This window comes from Methyloligella solikamskensis, assembly GCF_042676065.1.
GTDB classification, from domain to species: Bacteria; Pseudomonadota; Alphaproteobacteria; order Rhizobiales; family Methyloligellaceae; genus Methyloligella; species Methyloligella solikamskensis.
This window is the reverse complement of sequence record NZ_JBHTJO010000001.1, coordinates 28,501-45,175: the sequence shown is the minus strand read 5'-3', so window position 1 is coordinate 45,175 and position 16,675 is coordinate 28,501. Positions and strand designations below refer to the sequence as shown.

Sequence of the window (16,675 nt, the reverse complement as noted above, 5' to 3'; positions counted from 1 at the left end):
CTTCGACGCCCGTTACGCGGGCACGTCAGGATGACGGTCGAGCCTCGAAGGAGGCGTGGGAGAGTTGCAGCAACTCCATCGTCATTGCCCGGCTTGACCGGGCAATCCAGTAATCACCGACGTGCCTTGGTCTTAAAGGCAGGGGCTACTGGATCCCTGCCTTCGCAGGGATGACAGCATGAGCAAGGAGCGCGGAGCCCGCTAGTTCGACTTTTCCATCTCGGGCTGCTGCTCGGAGCCCTGGGGCGCGAAGCTCTTGCCCTCGCCGCCGAAGCTCTTCTCGATGTATTTCTCGAAATATTTCCGCAGCACCGGGAAGTCGTGGGCGAAGCGGAGGAAATCCTTCTTCACCATGAAGAGCACCTCGGTGTCCTCCAGCGCCTCGACCAGGCCCGTCCGCAGGAGAGGCCGGACCATCATGCGTTCGCCGATATGGTCGCCCGGCTTCAGCTCCCGCACCAGATGCTCGTCCGTGTTCGGATTGTCGATCTCGAGCTTCAGCTTGCCCGACAGCACGAGATAGAAGCCGTCCAGGATCATGCCGGGCTCGAAGACGATGTCGCCCTTCCGGTAGTGAATGTAGCGCGTCGACGGCGGGTTGCCCTGAATGAGCACCAGGTTCGGCGGCATGAATGCATTCAGGATCCAGGTGAACAGCAGGCGTGCCTTGGCCTGGAAGCCTGGGATGAAGGAGAGGTAGAAGCCGCGCCACAAGAGCCAGGCGAAGAAGCCGGTGAGCTTGAAGCCGTAGACATCGGCGACCGCCTTGGTGGTGCCCAGCGAGGCCAGCGAGCCCTTCGATTTGTAGGCGAAGGGCTTCATCTTCTTCTCCTCGCCCTTCACCGCGGCAAGCAGGTTCAGGGCGAGCTGATGGCCTTCGCGCACGGCGAACTGGGCCGTTTGCGGCGCATAGGCTTGCGGGTCGTCGCCCGGGTCGTCCTCCAGCGGAATCAGGGCGACGTCGCCCAGCGCCCAGACATGGTCGTGGCCGAGAACGCGCATGTTGTCGTCCACCTTGATGCGGCCCCACTTCATATCGAGACCAAGCGCCTGGACGAGCTGGCGCGGCCCGTTGCCGATGGTTGCCACGATGGTGCCGGTGGGGATCAGGGCGCCGTTGGTCAGCTCCACCGCGGTGGAGGTCGCCGACTTGGTGCCGACGCCGGTGATCACCTCAATGCCTTCGAGCTTCAGGCGCCGCGCCGCGTAATTCGCAAGGTCCTCGGCAAAGGTCGGGAGGATTCGGTCCGCATACTCCACGAGCAGCACGCGGATATCGTCCTTGGTGACGTTGGGGTAGTAGCGGATCGCCTGATGGATCAGCGCGTTCACCTCGCCCACGGTCTCCACGCCGGAAAAGCCCGCACCCACCACGACGAAGGTGAGAAGCTGACGCTTCTGAGCGGGGCTCGTGGCGACGTCGGCCATCTCCAGGCAGGAAAGCACATGGTTCCGGAGCTTATGGGCGTCGGAGACCTGCTTCATGGTGAGCGCATGCTCAGGCAGGCCCGGGAAGCGGCTCAGATCGACGGTGGTGCCCAGCGAGATGATGAGCTCGTCATAGGTCAGCTCCACCGGGATTCGGCTGGAGCCCTGCACCACGATGACAGACTTCTTCTCGAAATCGATGCCGGCCACCTCGGCCTGTCGCACCTGCACCCCGGTCAGGAGCTGGCGCAGCGGTACGACCGCGTCGGAGGAGTGGATGCCGCCCGCGGCCACCTCCGGCAGCAGCGGTTGAAACACGAAGTAGTTGTTGGAGTTGACCAGCTCGACATCGACCGTGTCGCGGCCGCGTTTGGCCAATGACTTCGCTGCGAACACGCCGCCAAAGCCACCGCCCAGCACCAGGACCTTCTTCTTGTCCTGGCTTTTCTCGCTTGCGTTTTTCTGCGCCAAAGTCTTTCCCATTCGCCCCGCACCTGCCGGGGGCATCGCTTCTCTCAACCCTGCCCAGATAGGTACCCCTATGGCAGGCCACGTCAAGTCGTGCTGCGCTGCAACATTGACGCTTCGGTTGAAAACGAATGAGGGCCCAGCCGTCCCTCTGGCTGGGCCCTCAGGGCTGGTAAGCCCCCGCAAATAGCGACCGGTAGGCCCCACGAAAATGTTCAAGGCGCTCGTCTAATAGCGCGCGGCAGGCTCCGCTTGCCCGGCGCCCGAGAGCGCCGCCGTACGGACCCGCTGTGGCGCTTCCAGATGTGCCCAGGCTGGGCGGCGGAACAGGAACATCAGCGGTGTCCGGCGCACCAGCACATAGAAGATGAGCGGCGTGACCGCGCCCACCGCCGTGACGGTCAGGGCCGCCAGCCCGACATTGATATCGGGCGTGAGGTGCAGCAGCACCGTGCGCGTCACCGCCATGGGCAGGAAGAAGGCGAGATAGACCACGATGGAGTTCTCGCCGGCGAAGCGAATCGGCCGCGCCCAGTTCCAGGTGGAAAGGAGCGCCGAAAAGGCCACCACCGCCATGGCGCCCAGGAAGCCGAGGCCCAACCCGATCCCCGGCACATGGGAGTAGCCGCCGAACACCATCACGGCTTCGAACACCGCCCAGGCGCCAAGGAAGGCGATCGCGCCACGCTGCTGCGCCATCACCCGGTCGGCGAAGCGGAAGACGAAGGGCGCGAACGCATAGCCCGTATAGAAATAGACGAAGCGGGTGGAGAACTCGTCGAGAACGATCCAGCCGGTCTCCGGCTGCGCGATCTGCAAGGCGCAGGCGCCGGCGAACATGAGCGGCACGGGCACCCGGCGTGTCAGCTTCGTTACCAAGAAGAAGACGGGCAGCAGATAGATGAACCAGAGCGTGCCGAAGGGCTGGATGAAGGAGAGGAGGTATTCCTCGATCACGCCCGTCCAGCCGAGCTCTGCAGCAAAGCCCGGCGCCTTGAAGGCGAACTGGATGGTCACCCACAGGGCGTAGAAGTAAGCGAAATGGACGACCTTCTTGTCGAGATAGGTCTTCCAGTCCCGGTCGATGACCCGCGCGAGGAAGAGACCGGAGATCAGGAAGAAATCGGGCATGCGGAAGGGCTTCGCAAACGCGACCAGCGCCCCCATCCAGCTGGTCTCGCCCACCGCAGCCTCAACGCCGAGGGTGGAATGCATCATCACGACCATGACGATGCAGAACCCCTTGGCGTAATCGACCCAGCCGACTCTTTGCTTATTGGCTTCCATGATCTCCGGCCTCTACCACGGCTCCCCCAGAGGATGGCCGTGAAAAGATTGGATGCCTTAAGACCTTGCAAGAGCGGGGCTAACCTTTCGCTAACCATAAAAAATTGCAGGAATCTGGGGAGTCTTCTGCCGGGCCACCCCGGGCGTCTTCCCTCGTGCCACCCGGGCTTGCCCCATAGCGGGACAGTCTAGACAGCCCACTGTTTCAATATGAAGCCGAGTTTCCATCGCCCATCAGCCTCGCGGCAAAGACCTGCTCGCCACGGCTGCGGCCCATTGGGAGGGCAAAAGTCTGCCCCGAAGTGCAAAATATGACTCTTGTAGTCAGAGTTAATAAAAACTAAACGGATCAATGGGGACGGGCTAGGGGCTTACAGGATCTTTCCGCTCGACTGCGGTCGGCGGCGAAGAACGAATTCCAGGACCTCAATCAAATCTGATCCTCGAACGTGCCGGGCGTTTTCAGCCCGATTTTTGAGTTTTGGGGGAAGATTATGCGTTCTGGCGTAACGGCCATCGCCGTGATTCTGGCGAGTTTTGGGGGAAGTTCACTAACTGCAACTGCACAAGAGGCGACGGAGGAGAGAGGCTCATCGGAGCCGTCCACCTCCCTGCCTGAGAGCCCGGATGCGTCCACGCAGGACGATTCGGCTGATTCCGGCGCCTACGTGCTGCCTGAGGTGGTCGTCGAGGCCGCACCCGCGAAGCGCAACGAAAAGAAGCAGGCCATGCGAGCCGCGCCGGTTGCCACGCCGGCGCCGGCCGGCTCCGGCGAGAGCCAAGGAACGACGCCGCTGCCGGGGGTCGTGGTCGAAGGCGAGAAGGTGCTTCGCACGATCTACGACACGACCACCAGCGTCAGCATCGTCACCGGCCAGGAGATCACCGACCGTCAGCTCTTCGATCTGAAGGAAGTGTTGTCTCAGCAGCCGAATGTCGTCACCTCCGACGACAGCACCGGCTTCGCCATCCGAGGTCTGAACTCCGAAGGCTTGACCGGCTTGCAGCACATCTCCGGCGTGCCGCTGATCTCCGTCACCATCGACGGCGCCACCCAGAATCCGGATGCCGTGCGCCGGGGCGCCCGCGGCCTCTGGGACATCGATCAGGTGGAAGTGCTGCGCGGGCCCCAATCGACCCTTCAGGGGCGCAACTCACTCGGCGGCGCTGTGGTCATCAAGACCAACGACCCGACCTACAAGCGCGAGATTATCGTCGAGGGAACGGCCGGCACCAGCGAGCTGACCACTGGCGGCTTTGTGCTGAACTCGCCCATCGCGGCCGGACAGTCGGCCTTCCGCATCTCCGGCTACAGCTACAATCACGAGAGGGATATCGACTATGCGATTCCCGCAAACGCGGAGATGGGCGAAGACGAGTATTGGAACTTGCGCGGCAAGCTGCTGATCGAACCGGACACCATGCCGGCTCTCAGCGCCTTGTTCACGATCTCCCATACCGTCGACAAGCCGGGCTCCTCGATCGTTTCGGCGTTGTCCGACGATCCGATCGCCCCGGAGTCCGATTTCTTCGAGCGCCAGTTCGTGCGCTCCGCAGCCTTCACCGATTTCCGCGATGCCACCTCCGACAACTACGTCGCCGACATCGCCTATGAGATCAATCCGGACCTGACACTGCGCAGCGTGTCGGCATTTGCCGATACCGAGACCTTGATCAAGACGGCCGCCGGAGCCGCGTTCAGCCGCAATGGCGACTCCACCACCGGCAAGGACTTCACCCAGGATCTGCGGCTGGAGCTGGCCAATGAGGGCAACGGCCTCTCAGGCGTGGCCGGTCTGTTCTACGGCTATTTCGAGCGCGCCTCCTATAACGATCAGACCATCTATCTGCCGTACTTTTTCGGCGAGGGTCTACCGATCGATACGGCGCCCTACCGGGACGCCACCCTCAGTGCGGAGACCAACAGCCTCGCCGCCTATGCCGATCTTCGCTATCGGCTGAATCGCTGGTCCTTCATCGGCGGCGGCCGGCTTCTGCATGACGAGGTCACGACCCATGGTGCCGGCACAGCGCTCAATCTCGACAACCTGTTCGCCAGCTTCTTCGACCCGACGGTCAATCCGTACGATTCCGCTGCCGAGGACTCCGAAGCGAGCTTCAACGAGTTCCTGCCCAAGCTCGGCATCACCTACGACCTGACGGACAACCAGACCATCGGCGTCAGCTACAGCAAGGGCTACCGGACCGGTTTCGAGCAGCTGACACCGGACAACCGCTACGTCACCGTGGACCCGGAATATCTCGACGATTACGAATTCAGCTACCGCTCGACCTGGCTGGATAATACGCTCGATTTCAATTCGAACGTCTTCTTCTACGACTACACCGACCAGCAGGTGACGGTGCTGAACCAGTATTACGGTGTGGCCGAGATCCTCAATGCTGGTAAGTCCCAGGCCTATGGCGCGGAGCTCGAGGCGCGCTGGCGTCCTGTCGAGCCGTTGCAGCTCTTCGCAGCACTCGGCCTGCTTGAGACCGAATTCGAAGAGATGACCACCAGCCAGGGCGATTTCGCGGGCAACCAGTTCCCCGACGCACCGCCCGTCACTTTCTCCGCCGGCGGTATGTATCGGTCCGAGATGGGTTGGTTCGCTGGCGGCAATCTGCGCTACACGGGCGGCTATTTCAGCACCGGCGACCTCTCCAACAGCCCCTTGCGCGAGGTCGACAGCTACGTCGTGGTCGACGCGCGTGTCGGCTGGGAGTGGGAGCGATTTACTCTGACCGCCTTCGCCAAGAACCTGTTCGACGAACAGTATCTGACCCAGGTCGATCGCACGAACGCGCCTCCCCTGGCGCCGGCCTACGCCTTCGTCGGCGAGGAGCGCATCGTCGGGGTGACCCTCAACGGGCATTTCTAGGCCACAGAGCCACGGATACGCCTAAAGCCGCCGGCCTGCAGGCCGGCGGCTCCGCAGGAGGCTCCAAGAGACTCTCTCCAAGAGCGGCGATTTTCATAATGTGCGGTGAATAACAAGAGCCACTTTGCTTCTTGCCTGTTCCACCTGGCCCCTTGGCAAATCGCGCCGCAACGCCTACACCTCTGACGCGCTGCGATTGCCCCGAGGCCGGGGCTCCAGTACTGTCGCGTCCACGCGATCAAGCACCCGTAGCTCAGCTGGATAGAGCGCTGCCCTCCGAAGGCAGAGGTCACAGGTTCGAATCCTGTCGGGTGCGCCACTCTTTTCAATGACTTAGCATGGATGTGCCGTTCTTGGTTTCCACAAAAGGAACCACATAGTAACCACTGCCACACTAAGTTGGCCGTCAGTAGATGGCGTTCAATGCCGCTTTGATGACGGCGTTTGCATGGCGAAAATTCTCGAACTGACCCGCCAGGCCATAGGCCATTTTCGAGCCATGTACGAAATTGTTCTTGAGACGATAGGTGATCAGCAGGTTTGCTTGGAGTGAGTCGTCCGGCGAGAATTGAGCTGCTGACAGGAACTGCTCAACCATTGACTTTCCCTTGTCGTCTCGAGCGTAAAGCTCGTGGAACGCGTTGGTGAAATCCCCGTCCTCAAAATACCTTTGGCGAAAATAGTGGGCGGCTTTCTGGATGACGTTCGCGTCCACTTTGCCACCGTCAGAAACACGCCTTGCGAACTCAGAAATCGTGTTTACGCTCGCGTTGCCGTCCAGCGCTTGCAGCTCGAATACACTCCACAACAGCAAAAAATCAGTCGCTGCCTCGATATCATCCCCTGTGAGTTTGGCAAAGTCGGGGAGGGTTGACTGCAACCACGCAACAGTCTCGGAACTGCCGGACTTAGAATCAGACGTCATCAAAAGTCCCGATCAAATCCATCAGCTTTTGCGTGACCCGCTCAATGAGTGTTTTGCGCTCCAGGATTTTCGGTTTCTCCAAAAGCGCCGCAACAATGCGCTCCCTGAGCGGCATGCGCTGGGTGAAGTGATAGTCGGAGATAATCTCCGCGACCTTGTCCTGCTCCAATCCTTCGTCTTCACATAAGGCGGCCAGACTCTTTTCACGCTCGGCCATCCAGAAGCTGTCGAATTCGCTTTCAACATCTTGAGGAGTCGCTATGTGCGCTAGGTTCTCGTTTATGAAGCGCTCGATCAGTTCACGTTTGCTGCGAAGTTGCGGCTCCGATCCCAGAAGATCGAGGATCGCTTTGCGTCGTTGATCGACCGACGCGCGCTCATTTTCATCGCTTGAGGTCTCGGCTTCCTTCAGCCTTGCCAGAAGCGACAAAATGTACGCGACGTTGATCTCGTCGCGGCGGATCAGCTCAAGCTCGAAGTCAACCTCGTCGAGGATTGATGCCCTGTCCTCTTCGCCCTGCTGGCCGCGCGTCTGGTCGTAAAGGTCGAGGTATTTGCTCCTGAAGTCTTTGAAGGTCTGTTCGTCCATGAACAGATCGGCCCAGCTGAATTGCGAGAAGCTGGTCAAAACGTTGAGGAGCCGGATCAGCTTCCGAAACGCCTTGATGAAGGCCAGCTGCTCGTTCTCGTCCTCGAGAAGATCAACCGCTTTGGGCGCCGGCGAGATCTGCAGGAGCTCCTTTACTCCCTCGTTGAATTGCTCGACGTAGGTTTCGTAGGGCTCGATCAGGATTTCTTCGCTGGCGTTCTTGTCGGAGAACAGCGCAATCGCCTCGTCCGTGTTCGCCTTCAGATTGCGGAAACTGACGATATTTCCCTGGCTCTTCACATCGTTCAGAATGCGGTTGGTGCGCGAATAGGCCTGAATCAACCCATGGTAGCGCAGGTTCTTGTCGACATAGAGCGTATTGACCTTCTTGGCGTCAAAGCCAGTCAGATACATGTTGACGACAAGCAGGACGTCGACGCGCTCCTTGTCCTGAAAGCCTTCCTTGTCGCGCTCTTTGATGCGTTTCGCGATATCCTTGTAGTAGTTGTAGAAACCGTCATTCGATTTGGTGCTGAAATTGGTGCCATAGAGCGCGTTGTAGTCGGCAAGGAACTGATCGAGTTTTTCCCGGCTGTGGCGATTCTCCGGCGCGGTGTTCGTGATGTTGAAATCGGGGTCGCCGATCAAACCGTCAGCGTCTTTGTCTTCCTCATTCGCCGCGAAGGTGAAAATGGTCGCTACACGCAAATCGTGCTCGCCGGCTTCACGTTTGGCCTGGAACTGTTCGTAATACTGGATCGCCATATCGACACTGCCGACCGCCATCATGGCGGTGAAATCCCGGCCGTGAGTCTTGCGGCCGTGATTGGCGATGACCCAATCGACAATGCCTTCGGTTCTGTCCGGGTTTTCGAAGAACTCCTTCGTGTCGATGCCGGCGACCTTTTCGTCGATCAGGCTGCCGTCTTTGCGCCTGAGCTTGCCCCAATACTCGACCGAGAATTTCAGGACGTTATGATCGCGAATGGCGTCGGTGATGACGTATTGATGCAGCTGCTCGCCGAACAGATCCTTGGTGGTGCGCTTGCCGAGTAAGTTGCGGGCAGCGTTGTCGGCAAAAATCGGTGTTCCGGTGAAGCCGAACATCTGCGCCTTTGAGAAATACTCAGTGATGCGCTTGTGGATGTCACCAAACTGGGAGCGGTGGCACTCGTCGAAAATAAAGACCACGCGCTCGTCCTTGACCGCCTGCATGGTCTTGTCGTGCCGCTCCCCGGTCACCGCATTGTTGAGCTTCTGGATCGTGGTGACGATCAGCCTTCGGTTCGGATCGCCGAACTGTTTAACCAACTGGTGCGTGTTGTTGGTGCCGTCGACGCTGCCCTCGGAGAAGTGGTTGAACTCCTTGGTCGTCTGATAGTCGAGATCGGCGCGGTCGACGACGAAGACCACCTTGGTAATTTTGGGCAGGCCAGTGAGAATCTGCGCAGCCTTGAAGCTGGTCAGCGTTTTGCCCGAGCCGGTGGTGTGCCAGATATAGCCATTCTTCCGACTGCTCTTGACATGCTCGACGATACGCTCGACCGCGTAATACTGGTAAGGCCGCAACACCATCAGGATGCGGTCGGTATCCTGCAGCACGATATAGCGGCAGATCATCTTGGAGACGTGGCACTTCTCCAAAAACGCGTCCGCGAATTCATCGAGGTGGGTAATCAGGGAATTGTCGGGCTTGGCCCAGAAGAATGTCTGCTTGAAATGCTGCTTGCGCTGGTTGGCGTAGTATTTGGTGTTGACGCCGTTGGAGATGACAAAGATCTGCACGTAATTGAACAGCCCCCGCTCGGCGCAGAACGAGTGCCGCTGATAGCGGTTGATCTGGTTGAACGCCTCCTTCATCTCGATGCCACGCCGCTTGAGTTCGATCTGCACCAGCGGCAGCCCATTGATCAAAAGCGTGACGTCATAGCGGTTCTTGTAGCTGCCCTCCTGGGGGATCTGGTGCGTGACCTGATATTCGTTGCGGCACCACTCCTCCATGTTGATGAACCGGAGATAGGCGGTCGTGCCATCCTCACGGCTGAGCGCGAAGCGGTCGCGCAGCGTCCTGGCGCGATGAAATACGTTTCCCTTGTCGAGATGGTTGAGCACTTTCTCGAACTCGGCATCGGTGAACGGTATGCCGCCGAGCGCTTTCTCGTTGTGCTTGAAAAGCTGGGTGCGCAGATTGGCCAGAAGCGCGGCGCTGTCGCCTATGATGACGGGCTCATATCCGAGCCCGGTCAGGCGCGTGACGAGGTTCCTCTCAAGCTCGGCTTCGGATTGAGTCACTCTGCTGCCCCCTCCTGTTCTTCGTCGTCAAGGAAGGCGGATAGCTGAATGCGATAGTCCTCATGAAACTGCTGATAGAGCGCCAGGCTGTAGAGCGGCTTTCCGGCAATCGGATTCTCTTCGTCGAGAAATGCGTTGAACTCGGGGTTTGCCTCATACTCGATAGCGGGTTCGACCTCCGGTTTAATGGCGAAGTACGAAGCCAGCATATATCGAAGGACGGGCTCGGAGACCTTCAACACGACGCGCGCTAGGCTGCGATCGCTTTGCCGCTCCTTCGGCGTTGCTCGGCCATGCGAAATGTCCCCGCGCGTGTTCCGCAGCGTTCCGGCGATGCGCGCCAAATTTTCTGCGGCAACTGGAAACGCGTCCTCCAATACATCATCGTTTTGCTTGAGTAGACGCAGCGCCTGTTTGACTTGTTGCTGCACAGAGAGCTTTTCGAACGCGGGCCGGTTACAGCCTCTATCGAGCCGAAATACAATGGATTTGGAAATTCCCTGAAACAGGGAAGAGCAACACTCTATGCAGATATCCGAATGGTCGACCTCGTTGCGCTTGGCCTTCTCAATGAGCGGGATGTAGTAGCGAAAGTCGCTTTCTTCAGGTGAGTGCCGTTCGATGAGGTCTTTGAGCGACTGCATGGTGTCTCACACAAACATCTGTTGCAGCAGGCCCTTTTTAAAGGCCTCTGTCTGGGTGATTTGCGAGGCGACGGCATCTATTTTTGCATCAAGTGCGGACAGGAAATCAGCGATTTTGCGCTGTTCGCCATGGTCGATTGGAAGGGGCAGAGTTCCGCTCAAAAAACCAGTGTTTGTAACGTTGATCGTATTTTTTGCGCCCTTCTGAACGATGGGCTTGAGATAGTTGGTCGTGTTTATGTTTGACGCGAAGTAGGCATCCAGCATCACGCCCAGCCACTTCGTTTCTGGCTCAAAAACACCATACAGCGGTGATACGATAACCTCTGATGAGAGTTTGCTTTGCTTCACAATTCCCAATGGGAATTCGCCGGTTGGGCTCTTCGTGTATACTATATCCGACGGCAACACTCGGTTGTAGTGGTCGGTCTCCTTGGCCGAGAAGCTGCGGCCTAAGTGCTCAATTTGATCTACCAAGCCCTTCTGGACAGAGACGGAAAAGACCGGCTCTAGGCCAGTACTTTTCAGGCCATGCTCCGACAGTACCTCGCCTAACCGCATCTCCTCCCAATCGGGGAAGGCGCTGCCATCATCGCGTTTGAAGCGGAGAACTCCGGAAAAGAGCCGCTGCATCACGCCGCGCTTGTAGCCGGTAAGTAAATTGCGCTTGCGTTGCAGTCCGTTGAGCTTCGCCTCCACGGCTCCGAGGAAGGCAGCGATTTTCTTTTGTTCGGGGAGAGTGGGTGCGGGATAAACAACGACCGCAGCAAGAGCGTCCTGCCCCACATTGTAACGCGTGCTTCCACCACTGCGAGACGTCATGTCCTTTCGAACACGCGCCGTTTTCAGCATCCAGTGAAAATGCATCGGCTCCATATCCGATATGGGCCGACCTCGAATAACAAATCCTCCAAAGGTCGCAGACTTTTCAGCGTCAACGTAGATGCTACTTTGGCCAACCTCTTCGCGAGTCTCAGAACTGCGTTGGAACAGGAGGTCGCCGCACAGGACCTCATTCTTTTTGAACTCTGAATCCGGGATAGAAACACTGCCGATGATATTTTCCGAAGTGATCGGCTGATCGGAAACAATATCCATGACGTTGATGAACTTGTGGCCGCGGCCATACATCGATTTGTCGGCGTTCACGCCGTTTTTGAATTCGAGAAACTGACCAAGACGCCTTTCCGGCCATTCCCCCTCGAACTCGGGAAAGCGCAGTTGCGGCACACCTGGCTTGGTGTCGGCCATGGCTAAAAGGGCGCCTTGATGCCGAGTTCCGCGCAGAAATCGGCAATGGTCTTGTCAGTTCCGGCCATCGAAGCTTCGAGCGCTTTCAGCTCCGCCGTCACGGCATCGAGATCGACCGGCTCCTCCTCCTCAAAGGTGTCGACATAGCGCGGGATGTTGAGATTGAAATCGTTCTGGATGATCTCGCTCAGCGCCGCCTTGTGGCTGAATTTTTCGGTCTCGGTCCGGTCTCGGTACGTCGTGACGATACGGTCCACATCGTCGGGTCTCAGATAGTTCTGGTTCTTCTGCTTTTCGAAATGCGCGCTCGCATCGATGAACAAGATATCGTCCGGCTTCTCGCGGCATTTCTTGAACACCAGAATGCAGGTCGGGATCGAGGTGCCGTAAAAGATGTTGGCTGGCAGGCCGATCACCGCGTCGAGCCAGTTCTTTTCACGAATCAGATATTCGCGGATATGCCCTTCGGCACCGCCACGAAACAGGACGCCGTGCGGAAGGATGACGGCCATGGTGCCGTTGTCGTCGAGGTAATGCAGCATGTGCTGCACAAAAGCGAAATCGGCCTTGGACGACGGCGCCAGGCGGCCGTACTGGGAAAACCGGTTGTCGGTTTCCAGCGTGACGTTCGCGCTCCATTTGGCCGAAAAGGGCGGATTGGCCACCACCGCCTCGAAGCGCCGGTCCATTTCGTGCTGCGGGTGCTCGAGCGTATCCTCCTGGCGAATGTCGAACCGCGTGTAGTGCACGCCGTGCAGCAGCATGTTCATGCGCGCCAGGTTGTAAGTTGTCCGGTTCATTTCCTGGCCGAAGAATTCGACCTCTTCGGAATTCTTTGCCTCGCGTGCAACGCGCAGCAAGAGCGAGCCGGAGCCGCATGTTGGATCGTAGACCGTCTTCAGCCGGTCCTTGCCGGTGGTGACGATTCGGGCGATCACGGTTGAGACTTCGCGCGGCGTATAGAACTCACCCGCCTTCTTGCCGGCGCCAGCCGCAAATTTTCCGATCAGATATTCATAGGCATCGCCCAGCACATCGGAATCGGATTTGTAGAGCTCGAAATCAATCTCGTTGAGGTGGGTGAGCACCTTTACAATGAGGTCGTTCTTAGCCTGTTCGTTGCGCCCGAGCTTGGTGGACTGCAGGTCTAGATCTTCGAATAGCTTGTCGAAATCCTCCTCGCTATCCGTGCCCATGGTGGACTGTTCGATATTGTTCAGGATACGTGTCAGGTCGTCGAGGATGAAGGTGCTAACGCCTTCCTTCCCCTTCGCGCCGCCACGTTTGGCAAGTTCACCGAACAGCTCCGACGGGCGCAGGAAGTAGCCAAGTTCGGCAACGGCCTCTTCCTTGACGGCTTCAAGGATTTCTTCGCCCTCGGCCTGCGCCTCCTCGATGGAGAGGTAGGTCAGCCCGTCTTGTTCCAGAATCGAATCGGCATAGGCGAGCATCTTCTCGGAGAGGTATTTGTAGAAGATGAAGCCGAGAATGTAGTCGCGGAACTCGTCCGCATCCATGCGGCCGCGCAGCGTGTTGGCGATGTTCCAAAGCTGCTGTTCGAGCCGGCGCTTCTGCTCTTCGGTCATAGCGATGCCCCCCAATCACTCACACGAAAGGACATTGGTAGCGTGAACATGTGGGGTTTGCACGCTACAGCCCGCGCCTGCGCAGGATTTCCTCAAGTTGCGAGGAAGTGAGTGGCGGCTCCTCCGGCGTTGCGGCGACTTCGCGAATGAGCTGCCCCTGTTCTTCCAGTGACAGTTTTCCATAGCTGCCGAGAGTGGTCAGCAGGCTCTCATGTCCGAGGTTCTGGCTCCACGCCTTCAGCTGGGCCGGCGTCAATTTGCGCCGGTAGGCCTCAGAAACCAGCATGTGTCGGAAACTGTGGGGTGTGAACTCCGGAAGCCCGCCGGTCCGGAAGGCAGCCTTGAAGATCTCTCGCGCAGACGCGCTCGTCGCCCAGTGTTCGCGCGACAGACCGGCCGGAACGAAGCACATTTCATCATCATGGGCCATCGCCGTTTTCGGAAACAGCGGATCGTTGTCGCCGAAGAGTTCGACCTCGCGAAGGAAACGGCACCAGTCTAGGAATATGCGCTCGAAATCATCGTTGAGCTGGATCAGGAACGTGTAAATCGGCTTGCCGAACTTGGTAGAGACCTCTTTCGGATTCTGCAAAACCAGCATCCGGTCGGGATCGAAGTGCTTGAGTTTGAGCGAAATCAGAGCGCCAACGCGAATGTTGGTGACTGCCGCAAGGGCAATCATCGCCTGATCACGCTTCTCTATTGGCGTTTCCGACGGCATCAAACTCACCGCCCTTTCGACCATGAGAAGGCTTGGATAGGACTTGTCGGCAGGCGCACGGGCGATGCGTTCATCCCGTTCAGATAGGCGCAAATAGGCGATGCTGTCGGCGTTGATCCTGCTTTTGTATCCCGGTTGAGACGACAGCCAGACAAAGAACTTCTTCAGGCTTTTCAGCGTCGAAAGCGTTGTTGCCAGCGCAAGCCCTTTGTTCGAGAGCGCGCGCTTGAAATCGGCGGCCTGCTTCTGATTGAATGTTTTGAAGCTGGCGAACCCCGTGAACTCCTCAAAGCGTAGCAGTGCCTTTTCGATCTGCCGTACAGTCTGTTCAGACCTTCCGTCGGCGTGCCTGAGAATCTCGAGATAGCGAAGCTTCGCGCGCTCGTTTTCAGCATTCCTTTTGCTCATCTTCCTGGCCTTTCGGTGCCTGATCGGGTGGGAGGATTGGGAGCGGGCGAATGAGACTATCTGCGCCGGGATTGGGACACACATCTAGGGCTGGCAATTCCGGTTTCATTGATCCGAAGTGTCTCTCCAATTCCGACAGATCTGATCGAGACCGGGTCATCTTCATCCGCGTATTGCAAACGGCGCAGCGACCCTGAACGGCGACTGTTTTGAGCGAACGTTGAAGAATGCGACCTGATCCGGATGCCACCGCCCTGGGAAGATGACAGTGGCAGCAGTAGAGCTCGAACAACGCGCAGGGGTGTTTGCGCGCGTCCCGTTGTGTCTTCAGCCAGTCGCGCAATTCGGCCCCCAAGATGAGCGGCGACCGATCGGGGCTTAGAGTAGGCAGGCCGTGGCGTATCCAGCGATTGACCGTGGTCCGCGATCGACCAAGAGCTTCGGCGACCTCAATCACCGAATAGACCTTGGTGGGGCGTATTTTGCGGAGATCGACGTTTCGCTTTTTGGCTTTCCGCACGCTTAGACCCGAACGCGCTTGCCCGAGTACTCGGATGTCGACCTAAACCGGTTAGCCGCAATCCAAGCTTCAAGGTCATCAAGCCTGTAGACAACTCGGCGGCCAAGTTTTGAATAGGCGGGTCCAGCCCCGGATAGCCGCATCTTCGCGAGTGTGCTGACTGAAAGGTTCAGCCGCCTTGCGACATCTGCCGCGTTCAGAACAAGAGGGGATTCGATGCTCATTGGTCCATCTCCATCGGTTGGCCGGACAGTGCCGGAACATGCTGGAGAGTGGGATTGCGAAGGCTTTCAGTTCAAATTCTTCGCGGCCATAAATGTATCGGAAAGAGACAGAATATCGCGATCAGCTATTTTTTGTCTTTGCGTATCAAAGCGTCAAAATAGCCGGTCAATCGCTGGCCGATTGCGGCACGGCTCACCGTTTTTCCTTTTCGCTCGATAAACCACTGCTGCAGCGCCGCTATGGCCGCTTCCTTTTTGTCTGGCATTTCGGCATCGCGGAACATACGCGCCACCTCGATGTGAAAATCATCCCACGGAAGGCTCGGGCGTCCCCGCTTGGTGGTATGTTGGGCTGATGCCGAGAAGGCTCCACCCACAAGCGCGAAATTGCCCCCAATCGGTCTTAAGCTATCTTTTGAGAGGAGGATCGTGGGCGGAAACACTTGCATCACATCCTTCACGACGAGATGCACCCAGATGAAGTGGCGGGTCCGGGTTTTGAGCGCACTTCGCTCCCATTCGATTCCGGAAGAAACCCAGCACTCTTTCTCAACAGGCAAGACGGGCAGCTCATCGAGCCACATATCTTCTTCGCCCAGGATACGATCGCACTCGTTGATATCCTTGTGGGGTAGTTCGGTGCCGTAAGCGGTCAAATTGCCTTGCAAGAGCGCGAGACAGATTTGGATTTTGAATTGGTCCAGATAGTCGTCCAGCAAGGGAAGCCAGTCAGCGACTTCGGCGTGATACGAGACTGCGCGCTCTCGGCTTTCGATCTGCTCCTTGAGCTTCTCCGGTTCGGGCGGGTCAAATCCCTCAACCAGCTGGATCATCCTGTCATAGTGCTCGACAGGAAGTGTTTCCTGATTGCCAAGGAGCGCTGCAAAGCGCGGATCTGGCGGAATTCCAGCGTAGGCGCACTCTTCGTCGCTCAACGCGTCACAAACGGGATTTGGGGCGTCGTAAGACTCCAGCATTTCCCGGTGGAAGCGCCACTCTTGATCCTCAATAAAGTACGGTTCCGGAAGCCGAGCGAAAGCACGCCACAGCAACACCTCAAAGAGGTAACACTTTTCAGCGGGATGGAGCGGCCCGAGCAGGGTGTAGTTTTCGTCGACCAATCGCGAGCCCCAGACTTGCAGAGCGATGGAGATTGTACGATTGCCCCGATGATCGCAACCTGGGAGAGGGGTCGTCCCTTCGCCCAGCTGAAGTGGCCGCTAAGCGGCTATGTAAGCGCGGATGGCGCTTCTGCGCCCCAAACCTGGTCGTTCTGGCTTCCGGTCCGAACACCCGAGAGCGGTCCTTCGCTCAGCTTGCGGGCTATGGCTGATACGCGCCCTCTACTCGGACATTCAGTCTCGGCCGATCCAGTTCTGAAAGCGGACGCTCATGAGCTGTATCGGAAACCGACGACACTAGGGACAGCCCGCACCAACAGATTCAATCG

At 58.2% G+C, this 16,675-nt stretch carries 12 protein-coding genes and 1 tRNA gene; 2 read left to right on the top strand and 11 right to left on the bottom strand.

Annotation, left to right across the window (positions count from 1 at the left end):
- Positions 1 to 201: 201 nt before the first annotated feature.
- Positions 202 to 1,911 (bottom strand): FAD-dependent oxidoreductase, encoded by a 1,710-nt coding sequence (locus tag ACFQ2F_RS00190; protein WP_379083946.1) that lies wholly within the window; start codon positions 1,909 to 1,911, stop codon positions 202 to 204.
- 213 nt (positions 1,912 to 2,124) lie between these two features.
- Positions 2,125 to 3,183, bottom strand: coding sequence for an acyltransferase family protein (locus tag ACFQ2F_RS00185; RefSeq protein WP_379083943.1), 1,059 nt, complete (start codon positions 3,181 to 3,183; stop codon positions 2,125 to 2,127).
- A 494-nt stretch (positions 3,184 to 3,677) separates the two neighbouring features.
- Between ACFQ2F_RS00185 and ACFQ2F_RS00180 the strand changes: the two genes are divergently transcribed.
- Positions 3,678 to 6,065, top strand: coding sequence for a TonB-dependent receptor (locus tag ACFQ2F_RS00180; RefSeq protein ID WP_379083940.1), 2,388 nt, complete (start codon positions 3,678 to 3,680; stop codon positions 6,063 to 6,065).
- Positions 6,066 to 6,307: 242 nt separating this feature from the next.
- Positions 6,308 to 6,384 (top strand) — tRNA-Arg (locus tag ACFQ2F_RS00175).
- An 87-nt stretch (positions 6,385 to 6,471) separates the two neighbouring features.
- On the opposite strand, the gene ACFQ2F_RS00170 is transcribed toward ACFQ2F_RS00175, so the two are convergent.
- The 9 genes from ACFQ2F_RS00170 to ACFQ2F_RS00130 all read right to left on the bottom strand — a co-directional run bounded on the left by ACFQ2F_RS00170 (position 6,472) and on the right by ACFQ2F_RS00130 (position 16,346).
- The gene (locus ACFQ2F_RS00170; protein WP_379083938.1) at positions 6,472 to 6,990 is read right to left on the bottom strand and encodes a hypothetical protein; all 519 of its coding nucleotides are present in this window, start codon (positions 6,988 to 6,990) and stop codon (positions 6,472 to 6,474) included.
- A complete protein-coding gene (locus ACFQ2F_RS00165; RefSeq protein ID WP_379083935.1) occupies positions 6,980 to 9,871 on the bottom strand; it encodes a type I restriction endonuclease subunit R in 2,892 nt (963 codons plus the stop codon). The genes ACFQ2F_RS00170 and ACFQ2F_RS00165 overlap by 11 nt, the downstream gene beginning before the upstream one ends.
- Positions 9,868 to 10,515 carry a hypothetical protein gene (locus ACFQ2F_RS00160; protein ID WP_379083933.1) on the bottom strand — a complete coding sequence of 216 codons (648 nt, stop codon included), beginning with the start codon at positions 10,513 to 10,515 and terminating at the stop codon, positions 9,868 to 9,870. Before ACFQ2F_RS00160 ends, ACFQ2F_RS00165 begins: the two co-directional genes overlap by 4 nt.
- A gap of 6 nt (positions 10,516 to 10,521) precedes the next feature.
- Positions 10,522 to 11,766, bottom strand: a complete 1,245-nt coding sequence (locus ACFQ2F_RS00155) for a restriction endonuclease subunit S (RefSeq protein WP_379083930.1) — start codon at positions 11,764 to 11,766, stop codon at positions 10,522 to 10,524.
- Between the two features lie 2 nt (positions 11,767 to 11,768).
- Entirely contained in the window at positions 11,769 to 13,352 is a 1,584-nt protein-coding gene (locus tag ACFQ2F_RS00150; protein WP_379083927.1) for a type I restriction-modification system subunit M, read from the bottom strand.
- Positions 13,353 to 13,416: 64 nt separating this feature from the next.
- Complete coding sequence (locus tag ACFQ2F_RS00145; protein ID WP_379083925.1) at positions 13,417 to 14,481, bottom strand: tyrosine-type recombinase/integrase; 1,065 nt, start codon at positions 14,479 to 14,481, stop codon at positions 13,417 to 13,419.
- Positions 14,462 to 14,938, bottom strand: a complete 477-nt coding sequence (locus ACFQ2F_RS00140) for a helix-turn-helix domain-containing protein (protein ID WP_379090535.1) — start codon at positions 14,936 to 14,938, stop codon at positions 14,462 to 14,464. The genes ACFQ2F_RS00145 and ACFQ2F_RS00140 overlap by 20 nt, the downstream gene beginning before the upstream one ends.
- A 65-nt stretch (positions 14,939 to 15,003) precedes the next feature.
- The gene (locus ACFQ2F_RS00135) at positions 15,004 to 15,225 is read right to left on the bottom strand and encodes a helix-turn-helix transcriptional regulator (protein WP_379083922.1); all 222 of its coding nucleotides are present in this window, start codon (positions 15,223 to 15,225) and stop codon (positions 15,004 to 15,006) included.
- A 125-nt stretch (positions 15,226 to 15,350) separates the two neighbouring features.
- Entirely contained in the window at positions 15,351 to 16,346 is a 996-nt protein-coding gene (locus ACFQ2F_RS00130; RefSeq protein WP_379083919.1) for a hypothetical protein, read from the bottom strand.
- Between the last annotated feature and the right edge of the window lie 329 nt (positions 16,347 to 16,675).

Coding starts and splice junctions, on each gene's coding strand:
- ACFQ2F_RS00190 (WP_379083946.1), bottom strand. CDS start 1,911: ATGGGAAAGACTTTGGCGCAGAAAAACGCAAGCGAGAAAAGCCAGGAC.
- ACFQ2F_RS00185 (WP_379083943.1), bottom strand. CDS start 3,183: ATGGAAGCCAATAAGCAAAGAGTCGGCTGGGTCGATTACGCCAAGGGG.
- ACFQ2F_RS00150 (WP_379083927.1), bottom strand. CDS start 13,352: ATGACCGAAGAGCAGAAGCGCCGGCTCGAACAGCAGCTTTGGAACATC.
- ACFQ2F_RS00180 (WP_379083940.1), top strand. CDS start 3,678: ATGCGTTCTGGCGTAACGGCCATCGCCGTGATTCTGGCGAGTTTTGGG.
- ACFQ2F_RS00155 (WP_379083930.1), bottom strand. CDS start 11,766: ATGGCCGACACCAAGCCAGGTGTGCCGCAACTGCGCTTTCCCGAGTTC.
- ACFQ2F_RS00145 (WP_379083925.1), bottom strand. CDS start 14,481: ATGAGCAAAAGGAATGCTGAAAACGAGCGCGCGAAGCTTCGCTATCTC.
- ACFQ2F_RS00135 (WP_379083922.1), bottom strand. CDS start 15,225: ATGAGCATCGAATCCCCTCTTGTTCTGAACGCGGCAGATGTCGCAAGG.
- ACFQ2F_RS00160 (WP_379083933.1), bottom strand. CDS start 10,515: ATGCAGTCGCTCAAAGACCTCATCGAACGGCACTCACCTGAAGAAAGC.
- ACFQ2F_RS00170 (WP_379083938.1), bottom strand. CDS start 6,990: ATGACGTCTGATTCTAAGTCCGGCAGTTCCGAGACTGTTGCGTGGTTG.